At 70.3% G+C, this 21,055-nt stretch carries 19 protein-coding genes; 11 read left to right on the forward strand and 8 right to left on the reverse strand.

The features are described 5' to 3' along the window. The first annotated feature begins 6 nt into the window (after positions 1-6). Positions 7-1,257: an isochorismate synthase gene (locus tag QFZ53_RS17855; protein ID WP_307298642.1), complete on the forward strand. Its 1,251-nt coding sequence runs from the start codon at positions 7-9 to the stop codon at positions 1,255-1,257. 136 nt (positions 1,258-1,393) lie between these two features. On the opposite strand, the gene QFZ53_RS17860 is transcribed toward QFZ53_RS17855, so the two are convergent. The 3 genes from QFZ53_RS17860 to QFZ53_RS17870 are packed head-to-tail and all read right to left on the reverse strand — an operon-like array spanning position 1,394 to position 4,252. After that, positions 1,394-2,236 carry a PPK2 family polyphosphate kinase gene (locus QFZ53_RS17860; RefSeq protein WP_307298643.1) on the reverse strand — a complete coding sequence of 281 codons (843 nt, stop codon included), beginning with the start codon at positions 2,234-2,236 and terminating at the stop codon, positions 1,394-1,396. 16 nt (positions 2,237-2,252) lie between these two features. Next, the gene (gene menD, locus QFZ53_RS17865; RefSeq protein WP_307298644.1) at positions 2,253-3,917 is read right to left on the reverse strand and encodes a 2-succinyl-5-enolpyruvyl-6-hydroxy-3-cyclohexene-1-carboxylic-acid synthase; all 1,665 of its coding nucleotides are present in this window, start codon (positions 3,915-3,917) and stop codon (positions 2,253-2,255) included. Continuing rightward, the gene (locus QFZ53_RS17870) at positions 3,914-4,252 is read right to left on the reverse strand and encodes a PLDc N-terminal domain-containing protein (RefSeq protein WP_307298646.1); all 339 of its coding nucleotides are present in this window, start codon (positions 4,250-4,252) and stop codon (positions 3,914-3,916) included. Before QFZ53_RS17870 ends, menD begins: the two co-directional genes overlap by 4 nt. A gap of 67 nt (positions 4,253-4,319) precedes the next feature. On the opposite strand from QFZ53_RS17870, the gene QFZ53_RS17875 reads away from it, so the two are divergent. Together QFZ53_RS17875 and QFZ53_RS17880 are read left to right on the forward strand one after the other, a co-directional pair. Beyond that, complete coding sequence (locus QFZ53_RS17875; protein WP_307298647.1) at positions 4,320-4,721, forward strand: hypothetical protein; 402 nt, start codon at positions 4,320-4,322, stop codon at positions 4,719-4,721. A gap of 38 nt (positions 4,722-4,759) precedes the next feature. Further along, a complete protein-coding gene (locus tag QFZ53_RS17880) occupies positions 4,760-5,416 on the forward strand; it encodes a DsbA family protein (RefSeq protein WP_307298648.1) in 657 nt (218 codons plus the stop codon). Here the strand turns inward: QFZ53_RS17880 and QFZ53_RS17885 are convergent. Genes QFZ53_RS17885 through QFZ53_RS17895 form a run of 3 tightly spaced genes read right to left on the reverse strand, consistent with a single transcriptional unit; the run spans position 5,413 to position 8,728 of the window. Beyond that, positions 5,413-6,759 carry an NtaA/DmoA family FMN-dependent monooxygenase gene (locus QFZ53_RS17885; protein WP_307298649.1) on the reverse strand — a complete coding sequence of 449 codons (1,347 nt, stop codon included), beginning with the start codon at positions 6,757-6,759 and terminating at the stop codon, positions 5,413-5,415. The two genes, QFZ53_RS17880 and QFZ53_RS17885, sit on opposite strands and share 4 nt — an antisense overlap. Next, complete coding sequence (locus QFZ53_RS17890; protein WP_307298651.1) at positions 6,756-7,961, reverse strand: LLM class flavin-dependent oxidoreductase; 1,206 nt, start codon at positions 7,959-7,961, stop codon at positions 6,756-6,758. Before QFZ53_RS17890 ends, QFZ53_RS17885 begins: the two co-directional genes overlap by 4 nt. Positions 7,962-8,008: 47 nt before the next feature. Continuing rightward, on the reverse strand, positions 8,009-8,728 hold the full coding sequence (locus QFZ53_RS17895) for a GNAT family N-acetyltransferase (RefSeq protein WP_307298653.1): 720 nt from the start codon (positions 8,726-8,728) through the stop codon (positions 8,009-8,011). 251 nt (positions 8,729-8,979) lie between these two features. Here QFZ53_RS17895 and QFZ53_RS17900 point away from each other — a divergent pair, with 251 nt between their 5' ends. Genes QFZ53_RS17900 through QFZ53_RS17935 form a run of 8 tightly spaced genes read left to right on the forward strand, consistent with a single transcriptional unit; the run spans position 8,980 to position 18,915 of the window. Continuing rightward, positions 8,980-10,050 carry an ABC transporter permease gene (locus QFZ53_RS17900; protein ID WP_307298654.1) on the forward strand — a complete coding sequence of 357 codons (1,071 nt, stop codon included), beginning with the start codon at positions 8,980-8,982 and terminating at the stop codon, positions 10,048-10,050. Continuing rightward, entirely contained in the window at positions 10,047-11,000 is a 954-nt protein-coding gene (locus tag QFZ53_RS17905; protein ID WP_307298656.1) for an ABC transporter permease, read from the forward strand. Before QFZ53_RS17900 ends, QFZ53_RS17905 begins: the two co-directional genes overlap by 4 nt. Beyond that, entirely contained in the window at positions 10,997-12,718 is a 1,722-nt protein-coding gene (locus QFZ53_RS17910) for a dipeptide ABC transporter ATP-binding protein (RefSeq protein WP_307298658.1), read from the forward strand. Before QFZ53_RS17905 ends, QFZ53_RS17910 begins: the two co-directional genes overlap by 4 nt. A gap of 44 nt (positions 12,719-12,762) precedes the next feature. Further along, positions 12,763-14,385, forward strand: coding sequence for an ABC transporter substrate-binding protein (locus QFZ53_RS17915; protein ID WP_307298660.1), 1,623 nt, complete (start codon positions 12,763-12,765; stop codon positions 14,383-14,385). Next, complete coding sequence (locus QFZ53_RS17920) at positions 14,385-15,422, forward strand: LLM class flavin-dependent oxidoreductase (RefSeq protein ID WP_307298662.1); 1,038 nt, start codon at positions 14,385-14,387, stop codon at positions 15,420-15,422. The genes QFZ53_RS17915 and QFZ53_RS17920 overlap by 1 nt, the downstream gene beginning before the upstream one ends. Positions 15,423-15,452: 30 nt before the next feature. Then, a complete protein-coding gene (locus QFZ53_RS17925) occupies positions 15,453-16,649 on the forward strand; it encodes an LLM class flavin-dependent oxidoreductase (RefSeq protein WP_307298664.1) in 1,197 nt (398 codons plus the stop codon). 20 nt (positions 16,650-16,669) lie between these two features. After that, positions 16,670-18,049, forward strand: coding sequence for an NtaA/DmoA family FMN-dependent monooxygenase (locus tag QFZ53_RS17930; protein ID WP_307298666.1), 1,380 nt, complete (start codon positions 16,670-16,672; stop codon positions 18,047-18,049). Further along, positions 18,046-18,915 (forward strand): DUF1684 domain-containing protein, encoded by an 870-nt coding sequence (locus QFZ53_RS17935; RefSeq protein WP_307298668.1) that lies wholly within the window; start codon positions 18,046-18,048, stop codon positions 18,913-18,915. The genes QFZ53_RS17930 and QFZ53_RS17935 overlap by 4 nt, the downstream gene beginning before the upstream one ends. Before the next feature lie 384 nt (positions 18,916-19,299). Here the strand turns inward: QFZ53_RS17935 and QFZ53_RS17940 are convergent, their stop codons facing one another. Continuing rightward, positions 19,300-19,821 carry a GNAT family N-acetyltransferase gene (locus tag QFZ53_RS17940; protein ID WP_292908660.1) on the reverse strand — a complete coding sequence of 174 codons (522 nt, stop codon included), beginning with the start codon at positions 19,819-19,821 and terminating at the stop codon, positions 19,300-19,302. After that, a complete protein-coding gene (locus QFZ53_RS17945) occupies positions 19,818-20,960 on the reverse strand; it encodes an LLM class flavin-dependent oxidoreductase (RefSeq protein WP_307298670.1) in 1,143 nt (380 codons plus the stop codon). The genes QFZ53_RS17940 and QFZ53_RS17945 overlap by 4 nt, the downstream gene beginning before the upstream one ends. Between the last annotated feature and the right edge of the window lie 95 nt (positions 20,961-21,055).

Here is a 21,055-nt window from a genome sequence, read left to right on the forward strand (position 1 = left end):
GGAAGGGTGAGCACGAGGCTGGTCGTGGAGACCCGCGAGATCGACCCGGTCGAAGACCTTCTGGCGTACGCCGACCCCGCTGTACCCCTGGCGTGGCTGCGCCGCGGCGACGGCATCGTCGCGGTGGGTTCCGGCACCGTCGCCGAGATCCGGGTTCCTCCTGGCGAAGACGTCGCACGCTCGGCGATCATCGCCTCGGCCTGGCAGGAGCTCGTGCGGGACGCCGAGATCGACGACCCGCTGGGCCTCCCCGGCACCGGCCTCATCGCATTCGGTGCGCTCACGTTCGATGAGGACTCGAGCGCCGACAGTGTGCTCCTCGTCCCCTCCACCGTCATCGGGCGCCACCGCGGGCGCAGCTGGCTGACCCGCATCCGCTCCTCCGATTCCGACGCGTCGCATGTGGCGGATCCGCAGACCTACGGCCCGCACTGGGCGGGAACCGTCGGCCCCGGCGCACAGAGCCCCCAGGGGTATCAGGACTCGGTGCGCGGCGCGCTCTCCCGCATCGCCGACGGCGAGCTCAGCAAGGTCGTGCTCGCGCGCGACCTCACCGGCAGCATCCCCGCCGGGTCCGATCTGCGCCGACTCGTGCGCGCCCTCTCGAGCGGCTACCCCGACACCTGGGCGTTCGCGGTCGACGGATTGATCGGTGCGAGCCCCGAGACGCTGGTCACCGTGCAGAACCGCACGGTGACGGCCCGCGTGCTCGCGGGCACGATCGGCCGCGGACCGGATGCCGACGCCGACACCGTCGCCTCGGCCCACCTCGCATCGAGCACGAAGGATCTCGATGAGCACGAGTACGCCGTGCAGAGCGTGCTCGCCTCGCTGCGCCCGCACACGCGTGTGCTGGCAGCGAGCGAGCAGCCCTTCCTGCTGAAACTGCCGAACCTGTTCCACCTCGCGACCGATGTCGAGGGAGAGCTCGCCGAGGGCGAGTCGTCGCTCGACCTGATCGGCGCGCTGCATCCCACCGCCGCGGTCGCCGGCACCCCGACCCCTGCGGCGATCGCCGCTATTCGCGAGCTCGAGCCCTTCGACCGTGGCCGCTATGCCGGGCCGGTCGGCTGGGTGGATGCGTCGGGCAACGGCGAGTGGGCCATCGCGCTGCGCTGCGCCCAGTTCACCGCCGGCGCCGAGGACATCGCGGTCACGGCCTATGCGGGTGCGGGTATCGTCGCCGGGTCCGACCCCGAGTCGGAGCTGCTGGAGACGCGGGTGAAGTTCCGCCCGCTCGTCGACGCGCTCGCCTGACGCCTAGGACCGCAATGGTCGTTGAGCGAGCGAAGCGAGACGAAACGCGCTTCTCCGGCCCGCGCCACGGGATTGAAACCGCGTTTCGTCTCGGTCGCTGCGCTCCCTCGCTCAACGACCACGGGGGCGACGGGCCTCAGCTGGCGGCGAGGCGCTTCTTCTCGGCCGCCACGTCGAAGTCCGCCTTCGGCCACTGCGGGTCGATGTCTTCGAGGGCCGCGAGCAGCAGCTCCTGCACCGCGAGCCGGGCGTACCACTTGGCGTTCGCCGGAACCACGTGCCAGGGCGCGACCTCGGTCGAGGTGCGCTCGAAGACCGTCTGATACGCGGCCATGTACTCGTCCCACAGCAGCCGCTCGTCGACGTCGCCCGGGTTGTACTTCCAGTGCTTGTCCGGCCGCTCGAGCCGCTCCATGAGGCGTTCCTTCTGCTCGTCGCGGGAGATGTGCAGCATGACCTTGACGATCCGGATGCCGGATGCCGCGGCATCCGCTTCGAACTGATTGATCGCCGCGTATCGCCCCTCGATCTCCTCCGGCGCCGCGAGTCCCCGCACTCGTCCGATCAGCACGTCCTCGTAGTGTGAACGATCGAACACCCCGATGAACCCGGGCTCCGGCAGGCGCTTCGCGATGCGCCAGAGGAAGTCGTGCGAGCGCTCCTCGTCGGTCGGCGCCTTGAACGCGGTGAGCGAGACGCCCTGGGGGTCGACCCCGCCGACGACGTGACGCACGATGCCGCCCTTGCCGGCCGAGTCCATCGCCTGCAGCACGAGAAGCACCGCGTCCTTGGCGACGCCGGCGCGGCTCTCGGCGAACAGTCGCTCCTGCAGCTCGTTCAGGTCGTCGAGCCCGGCCGCGAGAGCGCGGGCGCCCTCGGCTTTGCCACCGGAGAACCCCGGCTTGCTTTCAGGGTCGACATCGGCGAGACGGAATCCCTCACCGACCTGCAGCTCGCGTGTCCAGGCATGTGCGTTCATGCACACATCATGCCAGTCAGCGCGGCAGCGGCACCTCGATCAGCTGCCGCCCCGCTGCAGGCGTCGTGAGCACCTGATCGAGAGCGGCCCTGGTCGTCACGCGGTGGTAGGCCCAACCGTAGGCGAGAGCGAGATGCTCGAGGTGCACGTCATGCGGAGTGTAGAAGGCGCGATCCAGGTCGGCTGGCGGAGCGGATGCGGCGACCTCGAGGCCGTCGAAGATCGTGCCGCCACCGTCGTTGCCGACGATCACCTGCAGCCGGGGCTGCGGTTCGTCGGGCGGCAGCAGCAGTGCGCCGACGTCGTGCAGGAAGGCGAGATCTCCGAGCAGCACCCGGGTGATGCCCTGCGCGCCCTCGGCCTGCGAGGCCGCAGCGATGCCGGTCGCCGTCGCGATGATCCCGTCGATGCCGGCGAGTCCGCGGTTCGCATGGACGGGCACCTTCTTGCCGCCGAGCACCGAGTCGGCCACGCGGACGAGGCGCGAAGACCCGAACACCAGCCGGTCGTGCGGCCATGTCGCCCGCCACACGGCGTCGACGAGCAGCTCGCGGTAGAGCGGGCGGCGCACCGCCTCGAGTTCGGCCTGCACGGCGTCGCGACGCGCGGTGAAGTCCTTGGAGGCGAGCCCGTCGACGTCCGGAGCGCGCTCGCTGAGATCGACGGCGAGAGCGGCGGATGCCGCCATCCATGCGCCGAGCCACTCGCGATCCGCCTCGCCGGGCGCGACCGAGACGGATGCCGCTGGCGTGGTCCGTCCGTTCAGATCCAGCGCCTCTCCCCCACGACGCACCGCGATCACCTCGACCTCGGAGCGGGAGAGCAGGCGGGCCGCTTCGCGGCTGAGGGTCGGGTGCCCGAGCACCACCGCGCGTTCGATCCGTCCGCCCAGCGCGGGGTCGTTCAGCAGCGCCCGGTATCCGTGCACGACGCGGCGTCCGAAGCGCGCCCCGCTCACGATCTCGGCGATCAGCGGCCACGAACCCTGGTGCGCGATCTCCTCGGCGTCGGCACCGGCGTCAGCCCCGGCGATCACGACGGTGCGCGGTCCCTGCTCGAGCACCCTCGCGGGCTCGGCGACGCGCAGGGGCACGGAGCCGGGTTCGACCTCGAAGAGCGGCACCGTTCCCGACAGCGGCTCACGCGCGGGCAGGTTCAGATGCACGGGGCCGGCGACGCCGGGCAGTCCGCCCTCGGCATCCGCTCCGCACGCCACCGACACTGCACCGGCCGCGAGACCCGACCAGTCCCCGTCGCCCGGCACGGGCGCGTCGAGCGACAGGCGCACGAACGGCGTGAACACCCCTGGTTGGATCGTCGCCTGATTCGCCCCGACACCGCGCAGTTCGGGCGGCCGATCGGCGGTGAGGAGCAGCAGCGGGACGCCGGCGTGAAAGGCCTCCATCACGGCAGGGAGCAGGTTCGCCACGGCGGTTCCCGAGGTGCAGACGACGGCCGTCGGAGCGCCGGTCTCGCGCGAGAGCCCGAGGGCAGTGAAGCCCGCGACCCGCTCGTCGATGCGCACGTGCACGCGGAGCAGGCCGCGTCCGTGGAAGTGCACCGCCGCGAGGGCGAGTGCCTGGGACCGGGATCCCGGCGAGAGCACGAGATCGCGCACGCCGTGCGCGATGAGGTCTGCAATCAGGGAGGCCGCGGCATCCGTCGCCGGAGAAGCCCTCACGGACGCGCGTCCGGGGCGTCGCCCTCGTCCTCGAGACGCGCGAGCTCGGCCTCGAGCTCGGCGATGCGAGCGTCCTGTTCCTTCTTGTCGATGCTCCGCAGGAACGCGGGGTCGTCATCGGGTGCGTAGGGCCGCGCGTCCTGGTCATCGGCGCGCCGGCGTCCGATCGTGAACCAGAGGATCCCGCCGATCACCGGGACGACGATGACGATCGCGATCCACACGCCCTTGGGCACGCCGCGGTGCCGCGTCGCCGGCTGCACGGCGCAGTCGACGATGCTGAACACCCAGAACACGGCGGCCAGAAATCCACCGACGATCAACAATCTCGCCACCCTTTCAGTGTAGGCGCGTCACGACGCCCGGGGACCGCGTACCCCGCGTTGTTAGACTGCGCGGATCATGCCTCGCCCGCAGCTCTCGCACCGGACCGAGCGGATGCTGATCGTCAGGGTCGCCATCGCTCTCGGCCTCGCCGTGCTGCTCCTCGTGGGAGCCTGGTCGAACTCCCATGGCGAGAGCCGCGCAGGTTCCGCCCTCTGCCTGGCGTCGGGCGTCTCGGCGAGTTCGGTCTCCGATCATCAGGAGATCGCGGCGACCGACACCGCCATGCCGGACGCGGGCCTCGTCGGCATCTGCGCGCTCGTCGTCTTCCTGCTGGTGCTGGTCGCGCTGCGGCTGCTCAGCCCGCGGACGGCGTTCTGCCTCGGACGGAACGCCGTCGCATCCGCTTCTCCTCGCGCCGGCCCCACGACGTTCCCGCCTGCCCTCACTCTCGCGCAGCTCTCCCTCTCACGGACCTGATTCCGGGCGCTCCGCGCTGCCCCGATTCACTCACCCCTGTGTCTGGAGACCCCATGAAGACCTCGTTCAAAGCCGTCATCATCACCATCGCCGTCATCGTCCTGCTCGCCCTCGCCGCCATCGTCTACGCCATGAACCAGCAAGCCCAGAAGCCCACCGGAGACGGCGAAACCGTCCGTCCCGATTCGCACGTCCTCGACGAGGGAGGAGCGGATGCGGTCACCCTCGTCGAGTTCCTCGACTTCGAGTGCCCGTCGTGCGGGCAGTTCTTCCCGATCGTGGAGGACCTGCGCGAGAAGCACGACGGCGACATCACGTACGTCGTGCGCTACTTCCCGCTGCCCGGCCACATCAACTCCACCCAAGCCGCGCTCGCTGCGGAGGCCGCGGCTCAGCAGGATCGCTTCGAGGACATGTACCGCACCCTGTTCGAGACGCAGCAGCAGTGGAGCGGGCAGCCGACCGAGACACCCGAGGTGTTCCGGACGCTCGCCGAGGACCTCGGTCTCGACATGCCCGCCTACGACGCGGCGATCGCGGATCCGGCCACGCTCGAGCGCGTCCTCTCCGACAAATCCGACGGAGAGGCCCTCGGCGTGCAGAGCACCCCGTCGTTCTTCATCGACGGGGAGCTGCTCGAGCTCACCGCGTGGGGCGACCTGGAGACCGCGATCGAGAAGGCGCTCCAGGACTAGGCCTCGACGGCGACCGGCTGCCCTGCCACGCCGAGCGTCTCGCGCAGCGTGGCACCCTCCTCGTACGACGTGCGGTACGTTCCGCGTTCCTGCAGCAGCGGGATGACCCGGTCGGTGAACTCGTCGAGACCGTGCGGAGTGAGGTGGCCGACGACAGTGAACCCGTCGGTCGCCCGTTCCTGCACATAGCGGTCGATGTCGGCGGCGACCTGGTCAGGCGTGCCGACGAAGGTGTGGTTCGCGGTGAGCCGGATGATGAGATCGCGGATGCTGAGCTTCTCGGCTTCGGCGACCTCGCGGAGCTTGGCGATCCGGCTGCGCACCGCCGCGTGCCGGTTCGCGAAGCCCTGCGCCGACTCGGCCCCGGTGTCGGGCTCGACGTCGGGCAACGGTCCGTCGGGATCGTAGCCGCTGAAGTCGCGGTTCCAGACCTGCTCGAGGTAGGTGATCGCCGTCTCCGGGCGCACCTGGGCGAGAGCGATCTCGCGCGAGCGCTCGCGCGCTTCCTCCAGAGTGTCTCCGAGCACGAACGACGCCGCGGGGAGGATCTTGAGGTCGTCCTCCTGACGCCCGACCGCAGCGAGGCGTCCCTTCACATCGCGATAGAACTCCTGCGCATCCTCGAACTCGGTGTGCAGCGAGAAGATCACGTCGGCGTGCGCGGTGGCGAAGTCGCGGCCGTCGGCCGAGTCGCCGGCCTGCACGATGAGCGGGCGATGCTGCGGCGATCGCGGCACGTCGAACCGCGCGTCGATGTCGAACAGGTCGCTGCGGTGCGCGACCTGCTCGATCGCGTCCCGGCGCAGGAACTCTCCGGTGTCGGCATCCGCGAGGATCGCATCGTCACGCCACGACGCCCACAGCCGCTTCGACAGCTCGGCGAACTCGGCGGCCCTGCGGTAGCGGTCGCCGTGGTCGAGGAACCCGCCGCGGCGGAAGTTCGCCCCGTGGAACGCGTCGGAGCTGGTCACGGCGTTCCACCCGGCACGGCCGTTCGAGAGGTGGTCGAGGGTCGCGAGTTGGCGGGCGAGCTCATAGGGCTCGTTGAAGGTCGTGCTCAGCGTGCCGACGAGCCCGATGTTCTCTGTGACCGCGGCCAGCGCGGCGAGGATCGCCAGCGTGTTCGGGCGCCCGAGCACGTCGAGATCGTGGATGCGGCCGCGGTGCTCGCGGAGGCGCAGGCCCTCCGCCAGGAACAGATAGTCGAACAGCCCCCGCTCGGCGTTGCGTGCGAAGTACTCGAACGACGAGAAGTCGATCTGGCTGCCTGCCGTGGGGTCGGTCCATACGGTGGTGTTGTTCACGCCGGGGAAGTGCGCGGCGAGGTGGATGCGACGGCTCATGCGGAGACCTCCTGTGCGGCGAAGCGACTGGACCGGAGCGGCAGGCCCAGACGCTGCCGCAGAGTGGGCGAGGCATCGTCGTCGTGCAGGATGCCGGCGGCGCGCGCCACCGGGATCACCTGCTCGGTGATCGCGGTGAGATCGGCCGGCAGGCGAGCCGGGCGCAGGCGGATGCCGTCGACTCCGGCCGCGGCGAGGGTGCGGATCTCGTCGATGATCGTGGCCGCCGTGCCGATGGCGATGTGGGCATCGGTGGCGATCGGCGCCCGTTCCTCCAGGCGATCCCAGGCCTCGACGGCGGCCGCTTCAGTCGCCTCGATCAGCACGAGAAGGTCGGCGAACACGCGCAGCCTCTCTGGTTCGTCACGCACCTCGGCGGCGGCCTGCTCGACCTCGGCGACGATCACCGCCGCCTCCTCGGCGCCGCCAGGGGTGATGAACACCACGTCCGCGTGCTCCGCGGCGAACCGGTGCGGGATGCTCTGATGTGCCAGGGCGGTGATCAGGGGCTGACCCTGCGGCGAGCGCGGCACGATAGAGGCGCCGGTGATCGAGAAGAACTCCCCCTCGAAATCGGCGTTGTGCACCCGTTCCCGATCGAGGAACCGGCCCGACTCGACGTCGCGGATGATCGCGTCGTCCTCCCAGGAGTCGGCCAGGCGACGGATCGCGTCGACGACCTCTCCAGCCTCGCGGAACGCCGCCTGCCACGCGGGGTCGTCCTCGACGTGGCCGGAGGCGGGGAACCCGACGGGTCCGTCGCCTCGCCGGCCGAAGTTCGCCCGCTCCTGCGGAGAGGAACCGGCGACGATGCGGGCACCGGCCCGTCCGAGGCTCGCGTGATCGAGGGTCTGGAGGCCCGTCGCCAGGTGGAACGGCTCGGGATGCGTCGTGGTCACCGTGGGGATCAGCCCGATCCGACGGGTGAGCGGCGCGAGGAACGACGCGACGAGCAGTGCGTCGAGCCGTCCGCGCACGCGGTCGCGGCGGATGCCGGCATCTGCCTCTGCGGTCCGCCCCTCGAGCGTGAGCGCGTCTTCGATCGTCGCGAACACGACCCCGGCGTCGTCGGCCGCGCGCACCAGGTCTCGCCAGTATCCCGCCGTCGTGAGCTCGGTCGGCCTCGCCGTGGGCTCGCGCCATGCGGCAGGGTGCCAGCCCGCTCCGTCGAGCGCGACGGCGATGTGCACCTTCTCAGTCATCTGTGGTTCCTTTCGATCACGAGGACGCATGTCCCGCGAGGGTCTTGTCAGCCCGCGAGCACGCGGTCGTCGACGGGCGTGCGCACCGCGAGGAAGGTGGTGTGCCGACGGAGGGTGAAACCGAGACGCTCGTACACGCGGATCGCACCGATGTTCGCCGCCGCCGCGTGCAGCAGGGCGCGGTCGCCGCGCTGCTGGATGTGGAAGGCCACGTCGAGCACGAGCCTCGAAGCGATGCCCTGCCCGCGGTGCTCGGCATCCGTGGCGACCGCGCTGATCTCGGTCCATCCCTCCGGATGCAGCCGCTCCCCCGCCATCGCGATCAGTCGCCCCTCGCGGCGGATGCCGACGTAGCGACCGAGCTCGTGCGTACGAGGGCGGAACGGCCCCGGCTGGTTGCGCTCCACCAGCGCGAGCATCTCGGGCACGTCATCGGCGCCCAGCAGCACCGCCTCCTCGTCGGGCCGAGGGCGCAGAGCATCCGTCTGCACGAGCTGCACGCCCGCACCACGACCGAGCTCCTGCCACCCCTCGGGAAGATCCGGGTCCGCACCTGATATCCCGATCTCCTCACCCGGACCGACGAGTTCGGTGAGCGCCTGCCACACCCTCGGGTGCTCCCAGGTGCGGACCGCGACGAACGGCGCGACCTCCGAGGGGTAGCGCCGAACGAGGTCGTCGCCGATCGCGAAAGACGAGTGCGGCCCCGTGAGCGCATGCCACGCGGGGTTGTCGAGGACGTCGTCTCCTGGTGCCGTGTGCGACATGGGATCGTTCCGTTTCATCGAGTGTCGAGATGGGTGTCCCCACGTTAGGAGCACACCGTCGGGTCAGGGGCCGCCAACAGCCGACTGTGTCGCCTCATGACCGAACACGTCGGCGCGTAACGATCGGCGTCGGTCTTTGACCACGCGCGTCAGCGCATGACCACCGGCGCCCGCGGCACCTCGGGGCGGTGAGAACATCGCCCATCGGCATTCCGCCGCCCCCTCGCTGCAACCACGGAAGGAGCCCTGTCATGCCCGCCACGCCCACATCACGCTCGACGATCGTCCGCTACATCGCGTCGAGGCTCGGCCAGTCGCTGATCGTGCTCTGGGCGGCGTACACGGTGTCGTTCATCGTGCTGTATGCGCTGCCGAGCGACCCGGTGGCCCTGCTCGCCGGCGGCGACGCGAGCGATGTGACGCCGGAGCAGCTCGCCGAGCTGACCGCGCAGTACGGCCTCGACAAGCCGCTCGTCGTGCAGTACCTCCTCCGCCTCGGCGGAGTGCTCCGGGGTGACTTCGGCACCTCGATCGCGACCGGACGCCCCGTGTCCGAGGTCATCGGCGAAGCCGTCTCCCCCACTCTGCAGCTCGTCGGGCTCGCCTTCCTGATCGCCGTGCTCGCGGGCGCCGGTCTCGCGGTGCTCGCCACCTATGTGCGAGGGCGCGCACTCTCGACCTTCCTGCTGGGCCTGCCGCCTCTCGGCGTCGCGATCCCCTCGTTCTGGTTCGGGCTGATGCTCATCCAGTGGTTCTCGTTCCAGCTGCCACTGTTCCCGGCGATGGGCGACAAGAGCGCCGTCTCGCTCGTCCTGCCGTCGATCGCCCTCGCGCTGCCGACCGGCGCCATGATCGCGCAGCTGCTCTCGAAGAGCCTGGCCACAGCCCTCGGCGAGGCCTACATCGACACCGCGCGGGCGAAGGGCGCCGACCGTCGTCGAGTGCACCTGCGACATGCGCTGCGCAACGCGGCCCTCCCCGCCATCACGATGACCGGCCTGATCGTCGGTCAGCTGCTCAGCGGCACGGTCGTCACCGAGACCGTCTTCTCACGCCCCGGCGTCGGCCGGGTCACGGCATCCGCGGTGCAGCAGCAGGACATCCCCGTCGTGCAGGGCATCGTGCTGTTCGCGGCCGCCGCCTTCGTTCTCGCCAACCTCGCGGTCGATCTCGTCTACCCGCTGCTCGATCCGCGCATCCAGCTGACGGCGGCACCGCGCCGCCGCCGTCAGACCCCCGTCCCCACGCACGCTGAGGCCCCCGTGGCCGCGGAGGCCGCCACCGACTTCGACACCGACGCCGTACTGGAGGCAGCACGATGAGCGAGACCACCGCCCTGCTGCCCCACACCGCACAGCATCCGGTCGACGGATTCGGTGCGACGGCGGGCGACCGCTTCCAGGACGCGGTCGCCGACCGCGCATCCCGCGCCGCCGCTCGACCGACGTGGACGAGCAGGTTCGGCTGGTTCGCCCGGCGGCCGGCAGCAGCGCTCTCCCTGCTCTGGCTGCTCGTCGTGATCGTCGCCGCGCTCTGGCCGAGCGTCATCGCGCCGGGCGATCCGCTCGTGGGCGTGCCCGCGGAGAACCTGCAGGGGCCGTCGGCGGCGCACTGGTTCGGCACCGACCAGATCGGCCGCGACCTGTTCACGCGCGTCGTGCACGGCACCTCGCTCACCATCAGCGCGGCGTCGATCGCCGTGGCCGTCGGCCTCGTCGTCGGCTCGGTGCTGGGCCTCGTCAGCGGTTTCGCCGGCGGCAGGACGGATGCCGTCATCATGCGCGCCGCCGACGTGCTGCTCGCGATTCCCGGGCTGCTGCTGTCGCTCGCGATCATCACGGCTCTGGGCTTCGGCACCGTCAACGTGGCGATCGCGGTCGGCATCGCCAGTGTGGCGTCGGTGTCGCGCATCATGCGCTCCGAAGTCATAAAGGTGCGCAGTTCCGCGTACATCGAGGCCGCACGCGCCTCGGGCAACGGGTGGCTGCGCGTGCTCCTGCGGCACGTGCTGCCGAACTCCACGGGGCCGGTGATCGTGCTCGGAGTGCTCGAGTTCGGCGGCGCGATCCTCGCGGTGTCGGCGCTGAGCTTCCTCGGCTACGGCGCCCCTGCTCCCGCGCCCGAATGGGGAGCGCTCGTCTCCGGCGGCCGCGACTTCCTGCGAGGCGCCTGGTGGCTCACGACGCTCCCCGGCCTCACCATCGCCCTCACCGTGCTCGCCGCCAACCGGCTGGCGCGAGGGCTCGACGACGAAGGGACGGGCAGACGATGAACGCCCTGCAGCCTCTGCTCGAGATCGATTCGCTCTCGGTCGCCTACCGCACCCCTCGCGGCAGCATCGACGCGGTGCGGGAGGTGAATCTCTCGATCGGCGAAGGAGAGACCGTCGCGGTCGTCGGCGAATCGGGATCCGGCAAGTCCACGACCGTGCACGCGATCATCCGGCTGCTTCCGGATGCGGCACGCATCACCCGCGGATCGATCCGCTTCGAGGGCGCCGACCTCGCGCGAGCCTCGGGTTCGGCGCTGCACGCCGTGCGCGGACGACGGATCGGGTTCGTGCCGCAGGACCCGACGGTGAGTCTCAACCCGGTGCAGCGCATCGGCGTGCAGGTCGCCGAGGTTCTCCGGGTGCACGGGCTCGCCGATCGCCGCAGCAGCGCACGGCTCGCGGTCGAGGCGCTCGAGCGGGCAGGCCTGCCCGACGCCGCCGTGCGCGCGCAGCAGTATCCGCACGAGCTCTCGGGGGGAATGCGTCAGCGTGTGCTGATCGCGATCGCCATCATCGCCGACCCTCGACTGATCATCGCCGACGAGCCGACCAGCGCGCTCGACGTCACGGTGCAGCGGCAGATCCTCGATCACCTCGACGAGCTCAAGCGCGAACGCGGCTCGAGCCTGCTGCTCATCACGCACGATCTCGGCGTCGCCGGCGACCGTGCCGACCGCATCGTCGTGATGTCGCAGGGTGAGATCGTCGAGCAGGGCACTCCCGAGCAGGTGCTGCTCACGCCCCAGCATCCGTACACCCGGCAGCTGATCGCCGCGGCACCCAGCCTGAACGCGCGCGGTGCCGGAGCCCATCGCGAGCCCTCACCCGAGGCGAGGCGGTCTTCGCTCGTGCTGCAGGGGCGGCCCGGCGATCCGTTCGCGGAGCGCGAGGCGGAGACGGCGGCTCTCGATGCCCTGGCCTCCTCCGTCGTCGATCCGGTTCTGCGCGTGGAGCGGCTCGTGAAGGAGTTCGCGCTTCCCGGTGCGGCTCGCGGAGTGCAGCGCGCGGTGGACGGTGTGAGCTTCTCGATCGAACGGGGCCGCACCCTGGCCCTCGTCGGCGAATCCGGATCGGGCAAGACCACGACCGCGCGACTGGCGCTGCGCCTGGCCGAACCGACGTCCGGCGCCGTGCTGATCGACGGCGTCGACGTCACTGGGCTCCGGGGGTCCGCCCTCCGCCAGCTGCGCCGCCGCATCCAGCTCGTGCAGCAGAACCCGTACGCCGCTCTCAACCCGCGTCTGAGCATCGAGGCGATCATCACCGACCCGCTGCGGGCGTACCGACTCGGCACGGCCGCACAGCGCCGACGCCGGGCCGCGGAACTCGTCGACGTCGTGGCCCTGCCGTCGTCGGTGCTGCAGCGCAGGCCGTCGGAGCTGTCAGGCGGCCAGAGGCAGCGTGTGGCGATCGCGAGAGCGCTGGCCATCTCGCCCGAGCTCCTGGTTCTCGACGAGCCGGTCTCGGCGCTCGACGTCTCGATCCAGCATCAGATCCTCGAGCTGCTGAGCGGCATCCAGCAGGAATTCGGGCTCAGCTATCTCTTCATCTCTCACGACCTCGCCGTCGTGCGCCAGATCGCGCACACCGTCGGTGTGATGCAGCGCGGACGACTGGTCGAATCGGGCACCGCCGATGAGGTCTTCCAGAACCCGCGCGCCGAGTACACCCGCACTCTGCTCGACGCGATCCCCGGTCGCCTCACGACCGCCCTGTAACCCCCGCACCCGCACCCGCACCCGCACCCGCACAAGGAGTCTTCATGAACCGCACCCGCATCATCCTCGTCGCCGCGCTGGCGGTGACGACCGGACTCGTCCTCAGCGCCTGCGCCGGCGCCGCCCCAGCCGGCACCTCCGACTCCGACGCCGCAGCGACCCCCGTCGACGGCGGAGACCTCACGTTCGCGATCGCGAACGACCCGATCTCGCTCAACCCGTCCGGCATCGGCTCGGGCAACGACACCTGGTACGTGACCCGCCAGCTCGTCGACTCGCTGCTCTACCAGAACCCCGACACCGGCGAGCTGGAACCGTGGCTCGCGACCTCGTACACGGCTAACGACGACGCGACCGCGTTCACGTTCGAGCTGCGCGACGACGTCACGTTCTCTGACGGCACGCCGTTCACGGCGGCGAACGTCAAGGCGACCTTCGACGACATCATCGCAGCAGGCGCTCTGAGCCAGTCCGTGAGCAGCTTCGTCGGCTACCAGGAGACGAAGATCATCGACGACGACACGGTCGAAGTCGACTTCAGCACCCCGAATGCCGCGTTCCCGAATTCGACGGCCGCGGTCGGCCTCGGAATCGTCGGAGACGCCACCCTCGCGGTGCCCTTCGCCGAACGGGCGGACGGGAAGTCCGTGGTCGGCACCGGCCCGTTCACGCTCGACACGTACACGAAGGATGTCGAGACCGTACTCACCGCACGCGACGAATACGCCTGGGCGCCGGAGGCGCTCGGCAACGACGGTCGCGCCCACCTCGACACCGTGACGTTCCAGATCGTGCCGGAGGCGAGTGTGCGCACGGGGAGCCTGACCTCGGATCAGGTCGACGTGATCGGCGGCGTGCAGCCGAACGACGTGCAGACCCTCGATGATGCCGGGTACCCGCTGGTCTCACGAGGGAACCCGGGCATCAGCTTCGGCCTGTCGTTCAACCTCGCGCGTCCCGTCGTGTCCGACATCGCGGTGCGCGAGGCCATCTCGACCGCCATCGACCCGAAGGTCGTGCGCGACACCGCGCTGAACGACCTCTTCCACGTGGCCACGAGCGCGCTCGCCAAGAACACCCCGTCGTGGGCTGACGAGAGCGAGCACTTCTCCCACGACCCGGACCACGCATCCGAGCTGCTCGACGAGGCGGGGTGGACCGAGGGCGCCGACGGCATCCGCACCAAGGACGGCCAGCCGTTGACCCTCCACCTCGCCTGGATCACGAACTTCGGCCCCAACCAGACGTCGCTCGAGCTGATCCAGCAACAGCTCAAGGCCGTCGGCATCGACGTCGTGCTCGAGGGCAGCACGGTTCCCGAGTTCCTCGAGAAGCAGGCCTCCGGCGACTTCGACATCGTCTGGGGCAACCTGTCTCGTGCGGACGGAGACGTGCTGCGCACGCAGTACTCGGTGGCGACGACCAAGCTCAACATCGACGATCCCGAGCTCGAGGCGCTGCTGCAGGGCCAGCTCGCCGCGGGTGACAAGGCGGCGCGCGACAAGATCCTCGCCGAGGCGCAGGCCCGAATCGCGAGCCAGTACTACCAGATCCCGGTGCACGAGCTCACCTCGATCCTCTCGACGCAGTCCTCCGTGCACGGCGTGTCGTTCGGCGCCGACTCCCGGCTGGATTCTCTCGTGGGCGCGTGGAAGGACGCGAACTGATGACCGAGCAGAAGATCATCGACGCCGGTTTCACACTCGCCGGAAACTACCCCGAGGCCGACCCGGTGGCCGGTCTCGAAGAGACGTTGCAGCTGTTCGAGTTCGCTGAGGAGATCGGCCTGCAGGTCGCCGGCATCCGCCAGCGCCACCTCGAGCGCGGTGTCTCGTCGGCGCTCACGTTCCTCGCAGCCGCGACCCAGCGGACCCAGGCGATCCGCCTGGAGACCGCGGTGGTACCGCTCGGCTACGAGACGCCGTTCCGGCTGGCCGAGGACTTCGGCACGGTCGACGCGCTGTCGAAGGGGCGGCTCAACGTCGGGGTGAGCTCGTCCGCCCCGCACGGGGCGCTGCTGCGCCACCTCGGCCGCCTGGAGGAGGACGGCGACATCGACGCCTATGTGCTGATCTCCCGGTTCCTCGAGGCGCTCGAGGGTCGCGCGCTCGGCGAGGACATCTACACCCCCTACGGCCCGCAGACGCCGCGCGTGCAGCCGCACATCCCGGGGCTGCGCCAACGGGTCTGGCTGGGGGGCGGCTCGGCGCGCTCGGTGCGCTGGGCGGCTGAGCAGGGTCTGAAGCTTCTGCTCGGCAACATCACCTCTGCCGACAACGGCGACGCGTTCGAGACCGCGCAGCGCGTGCACATCGACGACTACTACGCGCATTTCGCGGGCCCCGGCGAGCCGGCTGTCGGCGTGGAACGCGTGATCCTGCCGATCGACAGCGCGACTGCCGATCAACGCGAGCGATACACCGCCTTCGCCGACAGTCGCCACGAGCGCACGACGCAGCCCGTGAACGGGCATGTCTTCCAGCGCGACCTGTTCGGCACCGCCGACGAGATCGTCGATCGTCTGCTCGCCGACCCGGCGATCGACGGACGCACAGAGCTGCGAGTCGCCCTGCCCTATGCCCTCGCACTGGAGGACTACCGGCAGATCCTCTCCGACATCCGTCATGCCGTCCTCCCCCGCCTCGGCTGGGCGCCGACAGCATCCGCTCTCGCAAGCAGCAGCCCCGTGAGCACCGCCGCCTAGACCACCGCCGTACCCACCAAGGAGCACACAATGAGTTCACGACTTCGCATCGGCGTCGCCCTCGACGGCGCCGGCTGGCACCCCGCCGCCTGGCGGGAGCCGTCATCGCGGCCCGCCGAGCTGTTCAGCCCCGACTACTGGGTCGACCTCGTGCGCATCGCCGAGGAGGGCCTGCTCGATTTCGCCACCATCGAGGACTCCCTCGCCCTGCAGTCCTCCGAGCGCAGTGGCCCCGACGACCGCACCGATGAGGTGCGCGGCCGGCTCGACGCGCTGCTGATCGCCGCGCGGGTATCGCCGGCGACCTCGCACATCGGTCTGATCCCCACCGTCACGACCACGCACACCGAGCCGTTCCACGTGTCGAAAGCGGTCGCGACTCTCGACTACACGAGCGAGGGGCGCGCCGGCTGGCAGGTCAAGGTCTCGGGCCGTGCCGACGAGGCCGCGCACTTCGGCCGCCGGGAGCACCCCGGCACCGAAGTCTCCTGGGGCGATCCGGCGTTCGATGTCCTCGTCGCGGAGTTGTTCGACGAGGCGGCCGATGCGGTCGAGGTCGTGCGTCGGCTCTGGGACAGCTGGGAGGACGACGCCGAGATCCGCGATGTCGCGACCGACCGCTTCCTGGATGCCGACAAAGTGCACGAGATCGACTTCGAGGGGCGGTGGTTCAGCGTCCGTGGCCCGTCGATCACGCCGCGTCCGCCGCAGGGGCAGCCCGTCGTCGCCGCCCTCGCGCACGCCGAGGTTCCCTACCGCCTGGCCGCGCGTGCGGCCGACGTGGTCTTCGTCACGCCGACGGATGCCGCGCACGCACGCGCGATCCTCGACGATGTCGGCGCGGCGGCGACAGCCGTGAGCCGAGAGGGATCGCCTCTGCAGGTGTTCGCAGACATCGTCGTCTTCCTCGACGAGCGCGACGGCGAGAGCGCCGCCGACCGCCTGCGCCGTCTCGACGCCGTGGGCCGACCGCTCACGAGCGATGCCCGGATCTTCACCGGCTCGGCATCCGAACTCGCCGACGTCATCGCAGAGTTCGGTGCCCTCGGCTACGACGGAGTCCGCCTGCGGCCCGGCGTGCTCACCGATGATCTGCCGCGCATCGCCGGCGATCTCGGCGCGGAGCTGCGTGCTCGCGGGCTCTTCCACGACGCCTACGAGGCCGACACCCTGCGCGGCCTGCTCGGGCTGCCCGAGAACATCCCCAGCCGCTACGCGGCCGTCTGACCGAACCGGAGGAGAACGACATGACCACCAGATCACGCAAGCAGATCATCCTCGCCGCGTATGTCGGCGGGGTCAACGAACACACCCTGTGGGAGCACCCGGATGCCGGGAGCCAGATCGACTTCTCGACGTTCCGGCACGTGGCCCAGACGGCCGAGCGGGGCCGCTTCGACTACTTCTTCCTCGCGGAGGGCCTGGCACTGCGGGCGCGCGCCGGACGCATCTTCGAGCACGACATCGCCGGCCGCCCCGACACCCTGCCGGTTCTCGCCGCGCTCGCGGCCGTCACCTCGCACATCGGACTCGTGGGCACGCTGAACGCGACGTTCAACGAGCCCTACGAGCTGGCCAGACAGATCGCCAGCCTCGACCACCTCTCCGGTGGCCGAGCGGGGTGGAACGTGGTCACCTCGTTCGACGCGTTCACGGGCGCGAACTTCCGACGTGGCGGTTTCCTGCCGCACAGCGAGCGCTACGTGCGCGCCGAGGAGACGGTCGCGACGATCCGTCGGCTGTGGGACTCGTGGGCCGAGGACGCGATCGTCGCCGACAAGGCCTCGGGCGAGTTCCTCGCCGATGCCGACGCCGGAGCATTCGTGCAGACGAGCAGTCAGTTCGACATCGCCGGCCGCTTCACGGTGCCTCGCAGCCCCCAGGGCCGACCGGTCATCGTGCAGGCGGGCGTCTCACCCCAGGGGCGCGACTTCGCGGCATCCACCGCCGACGCCATCTTCTCGCCCTACGCGACTCTCGCGGAGGGCAAGGCGTTCTACGCCGATATCAAGGAGCGGGCCGCCCGGTTCGGCCGAGGCCCGGAGGAGATCAAGATCCTCCCGGCCGCCGGATTCGTGCTCGGTGATTCTCAGACGGATGCCGAGGAGAAGGCTCGGCACATCCGCGAGCAGCAGCTGACCGACAAGACCATCCAGGTCACGTTCGAGCAGGTGTGGAACCGCGACCTGTCGGCGTACGACCCCGACGGACCGCTGCCCGACATCGATCCCGACCCGGAGGCGGCGCCCATCATCCAGGGCCGCGCCTTCGTGTTCCAGGATCGGTTCGAGACGGTGCGGAAGTGGCGGGAACTGGCCGATGAACGCGGCCTCACACTGCGCGGGCTCGCGCACGAGGTCTCGGGCAAGGCCGCGTACGTCGGCACCGCCGCGCAGATCGCCGATCAGCTCGACGCCTTCGTGCAGGAGGACGGCGGAGATGGCGTCGTGATCGGATCGCATATCGTGCCGGCCGGTCTCGACGAGTTCGTCGACCAGGTCGTGCCGCTGCTGCAGGAGCGCGGTTCGCTGCGCACCGACTACGAGAGCACGACGCTGCGTGACAATCTCGGGCTTCCGGTTCCCGCACGCGACGCCGAGCTCGCCGGAATCGAGGCCGTGCGATGACCCTGCAGGCCGAGGTCGACACGCACGACGACTTCGCTCAGGAGTGGGAGGCCTGGCATCAGACGCACGAGAAGAAGCGCGCGGACCCGCACGGCTTCCTCGCCGTCACGGGCCTGTTCTGGCTGACCGACGAGCCGACCAGGGTGCCGGGGCTGCCCGGCCTGTGGAGCACCGGGGTGGACGGGCCTGTGGTCGAGCTCGGGCCCGGCGAGGCGCTGCGGTTCGGCGAGACGCCGATCAGCGGAAGGCACGGATTCGGGCCGATCGCGGAGCGCGACGGCATAACGGTCGCGTTCGACGGAGGCGTGGTCGAGATCGCCAAGCGCGGCGGTCTCGACATCCTGCGTCCGCGTCGCGCCGACTTCCCGTTCCTGCGCTCCTACGACGGGACCAGCGTCTTCACGGCCGACCCGAAGTGGCGGATACCGGCGAGGTTCGTGCGGTTCATCGCGCCGCGGGCGATCGAGGTGGGAGCGGCGGTCGACTCGCTGGCGCACGTGTACGACTCGCCAGGCTACGTCGAGTTCGAGGTCGACGGCGAGACGTTCCGGCTGCTCGCCTTCCCCGGGTACGCCGCGGGCTCGCTGTTCGTGCTGTTCACCGACGCGACGAGCGGCGTCACGACCTACAAGGCGAACCGCACCGTGACGATCGAGGTGTCCGACGAGAGCGACGAGACCGTGATCGACTTCAACCGGGCGGTGAACCTGCCGTGCGCGTACACGGACTTCGCGACCTGCCCGCTGCCGCCGGCCGAGAACCACCTGCGCATCGAGGTCGTCGCCGGCGAGAAGACCCCGACGGCGAGGGTCGAGGGCGTCGTCTCCGACGCGGGGATCGTGCCTGCGGCATCCCCCACCATCTGAGCTCTCGCTTCAGCTGTCGTCCCGAGTGCGCGTTTGTCGTCGCGTTTCGGCCCACGCCCCGAGGTGCGTGTCCTGGTCGCCTGCCACCTGAAAGGCGGCATCAACACGCACCTCGGCGCCGTGGCAGAGGCGCCCGCGAAGCTGCACCACATCCTCACCTCCCACCACGCCCCGAGGTGCGCGTCATCGTCGCCTCCCACCGGAAAGGCGGCACCAACACGCACCTCGGCGGGCGAAGGACGGGCGCTCAACGGACGTCAAAGTCCCCCCTCTGCGCCCACGCCCGAGGTGCGCGTCATCGTCGCCTCCCACCGGAAAGGCGGCATCAACACGCACCTCGGGCGCCATGCCGGCGCGAGCATGCTCGTGCGAGGGAGGGTCGACTCAGAGATCCAGCCCGAAGGCCAGCAGGTCGAGGAACCGGCCCGGCTCGACCTCGATGCGGTGTTCGCGCTCGTGCAGTCGGCGGAATCCGAGCTTGGCGTACAGCGCGTGGGCGCCGAGCATCTCCGGGCCGCTGTTCATCACGACCCGCTCGACGCCGCGCTCCTCCGCGAGCGCGATGACGTGCCGGGTGAGAGCTTCTCCGATGCCTCGGCCGCGCGCCGACGGCGCCACCGCGAGCTGCCGGAAGTCGAGTTCGCCCTCTCGCGCGAGTTCCGACAGGCGTTCGCCCGGACGCGGGACCCACACCGTGCCTATGATCGCGCCGGCGGCGTCTTCTGCGACCCAGACATCTCCAGACTCGACCCGCGCGGCGACGTCTCGCAGTGAGTGCAGGTACGCCGGCGACAGCTCGGAGTAACTCGAGCTGTACGCCTCTTCGGTGACCTGTCCGGCGACGTCGTAGTCGTCGGCCGTCGCGATCCTGATGACGAGGGTCTGCGGTGCAGCGGATGCCGTCATGAACGGGCCGCCTCGAGCGGCCGTTCGGCTGCGGCGTCGAGCCCCCACACCTCGGCGAGCAGCTCGAAGGAGCGCACACGGTCGCGGGGATCGTGCGTGATCGTGGTGACCAGCAGCTCGTCGGCCGCAGTCACGCGCTGCAGCGTCGCAAGCCGTTCTGCGACAGCATCCGGATCCCCGACGAAACGGGTATCGAGGCGATCGGCGACGACGTCGAGCAGGTCGGGCTCGAACGGTTCGACGAGCGCATCTTCGGGGCGGGGATAGGCGATGGCGCCCTGGCCGGCGCGGATGCTGTGCACCCATTCAGCGTAACCGCGCCCGATGCGTTCGGCGTCGGACGCGGTGTCGGCGACCAGCACATCAGCCGAGACGATCACGCGCGGCTCTGCGAGCGCACCGGGACGGAACGCACGACGGTACGCGTCGACGGCGTCGAGCACGAAGCTGCCCGCGACATGGTAATTGGCGCCGAAGGGCAGCCCGAGGCGTCCGGCGAGCTCAGCGCTGATGCCGGCGGTGCTGCCGTGCAGCCACACCTGGATGTCCTGTCCCTCGGCCGGGGTCGCGTGAATCGGAACACCCTCGGGTGCGGCATAGTTGCCGTCGATCAGGGCGAGGATGTCGAGGACGTCCTGCTCGAAGCGGTCGGCGTCGCCCGCCGTGCGGCGCAGCAGACGCGCCTGAGCGGTGAAGCGTGCGGCGTCGAACGCGAAGGGCTTCGCCGCAGGCAGCAGCAGCCCGTCGACCACGCGAGCTGCGCCCGCGGCGGGAGGTGGCGTCGCGGCGGCACCGCTGGAACCGGAGCGTCCGATGCCGAGATCGAAGCGCCCCGGATGAAGAGCGGCGACGACTCCCGCAGCCTCGACGACCTGGAGGGCCGCGTAGTTGCCGATGATCGTCGCTGCGGTCCCGATGCGGATGCGCTCGGTGGCCGCGGCGATCGCGGCGAGCAGCACATGCGGAGCCGACCCCGCCACGCCGGGGTTCAGGTGATGCTCCGCGAGCCAGAACCGGTGATATCCGAGATGCTCGGCGGCACGCGCGAGTTCGATCGTGTCCCGCAGCCCCTGCCCCGGGGTCGACCCTTCGCCGAACGGGGAGAGATCGAGGATGCTGAGTGGCGTGCGGTCGGTCATGTCTGTGTCCTTCTCGGTGGCATTGTTGCGGGGAGGCGGCGGCGGGAGGAGAGCAGTGCGGACCGGCGCCCCTCACGCCGGCCCGCACCATCCGC

The sequence above is a fragment of the Microbacterium natoriense genome, from assembly GCF_030816295.1.
Lineage (GTDB): Bacteria > Actinomycetota > Actinomycetes > Actinomycetales > Microbacteriaceae > Microbacterium > Microbacterium natoriense_A.

Coding starts and splice junctions, on each gene's coding strand:
- QFZ53_RS17895 (WP_307298653.1), bottom strand. CDS start 8,728: ATGTCGCACACGGCACCAGGAGACGACGTCCTCGACAACCCCGCGTGG.
- QFZ53_RS17910 (WP_307298658.1), top strand. CDS start 10,997: ATGAACGCCCTGCAGCCTCTGCTCGAGATCGATTCGCTCTCGGTCGCC.
- QFZ53_RS17885 (WP_307298649.1), bottom strand. CDS start 6,759: ATGAGCCGTCGCATCCACCTCGCCGCGCACTTCCCCGGCGTGAACAAC.
- QFZ53_RS17925 (WP_307298664.1), top strand. CDS start 15,453: ATGAGTTCACGACTTCGCATCGGCGTCGCCCTCGACGGCGCCGGCTGG.
- QFZ53_RS17915 (WP_307298660.1), top strand. CDS start 12,763: ATGAACCGCACCCGCATCATCCTCGTCGCCGCGCTGGCGGTGACGACC.
- QFZ53_RS17935 (WP_307298668.1), top strand. CDS start 18,046: ATGACCCTGCAGGCCGAGGTCGACACGCACGACGACTTCGCTCAGGAG.
- QFZ53_RS17930 (WP_307298666.1), top strand. CDS start 16,670: ATGACCACCAGATCACGCAAGCAGATCATCCTCGCCGCGTATGTCGGC.
- QFZ53_RS17945 (WP_307298670.1), bottom strand. CDS start 20,960: ATGACCGACCGCACGCCACTCAGCATCCTCGATCTCTCCCCGTTCGGC.
- QFZ53_RS17860 (WP_307298643.1), bottom strand. CDS start 2,236: ATGAACGCACATGCCTGGACACGCGAGCTGCAGGTCGGTGAGGGATTC.
- QFZ53_RS17875 (WP_307298647.1), top strand. CDS start 4,320: ATGCCTCGCCCGCAGCTCTCGCACCGGACCGAGCGGATGCTGATCGTC.
- QFZ53_RS17900 (WP_307298654.1), top strand. CDS start 8,980: ATGCCCGCCACGCCCACATCACGCTCGACGATCGTCCGCTACATCGCG.
- QFZ53_RS17905 (WP_307298656.1), top strand. CDS start 10,047: ATGAGCGAGACCACCGCCCTGCTGCCCCACACCGCACAGCATCCGGTC.
- QFZ53_RS17940 (WP_292908660.1), bottom strand. CDS start 19,821: ATGACGGCATCCGCTGCACCGCAGACCCTCGTCATCAGGATCGCGACG.
- QFZ53_RS17920 (WP_307298662.1), top strand. CDS start 14,385: ATGACCGAGCAGAAGATCATCGACGCCGGTTTCACACTCGCCGGAAAC.
- QFZ53_RS17890 (WP_307298651.1), bottom strand. CDS start 7,961: ATGACTGAGAAGGTGCACATCGCCGTCGCGCTCGACGGAGCGGGCTGG.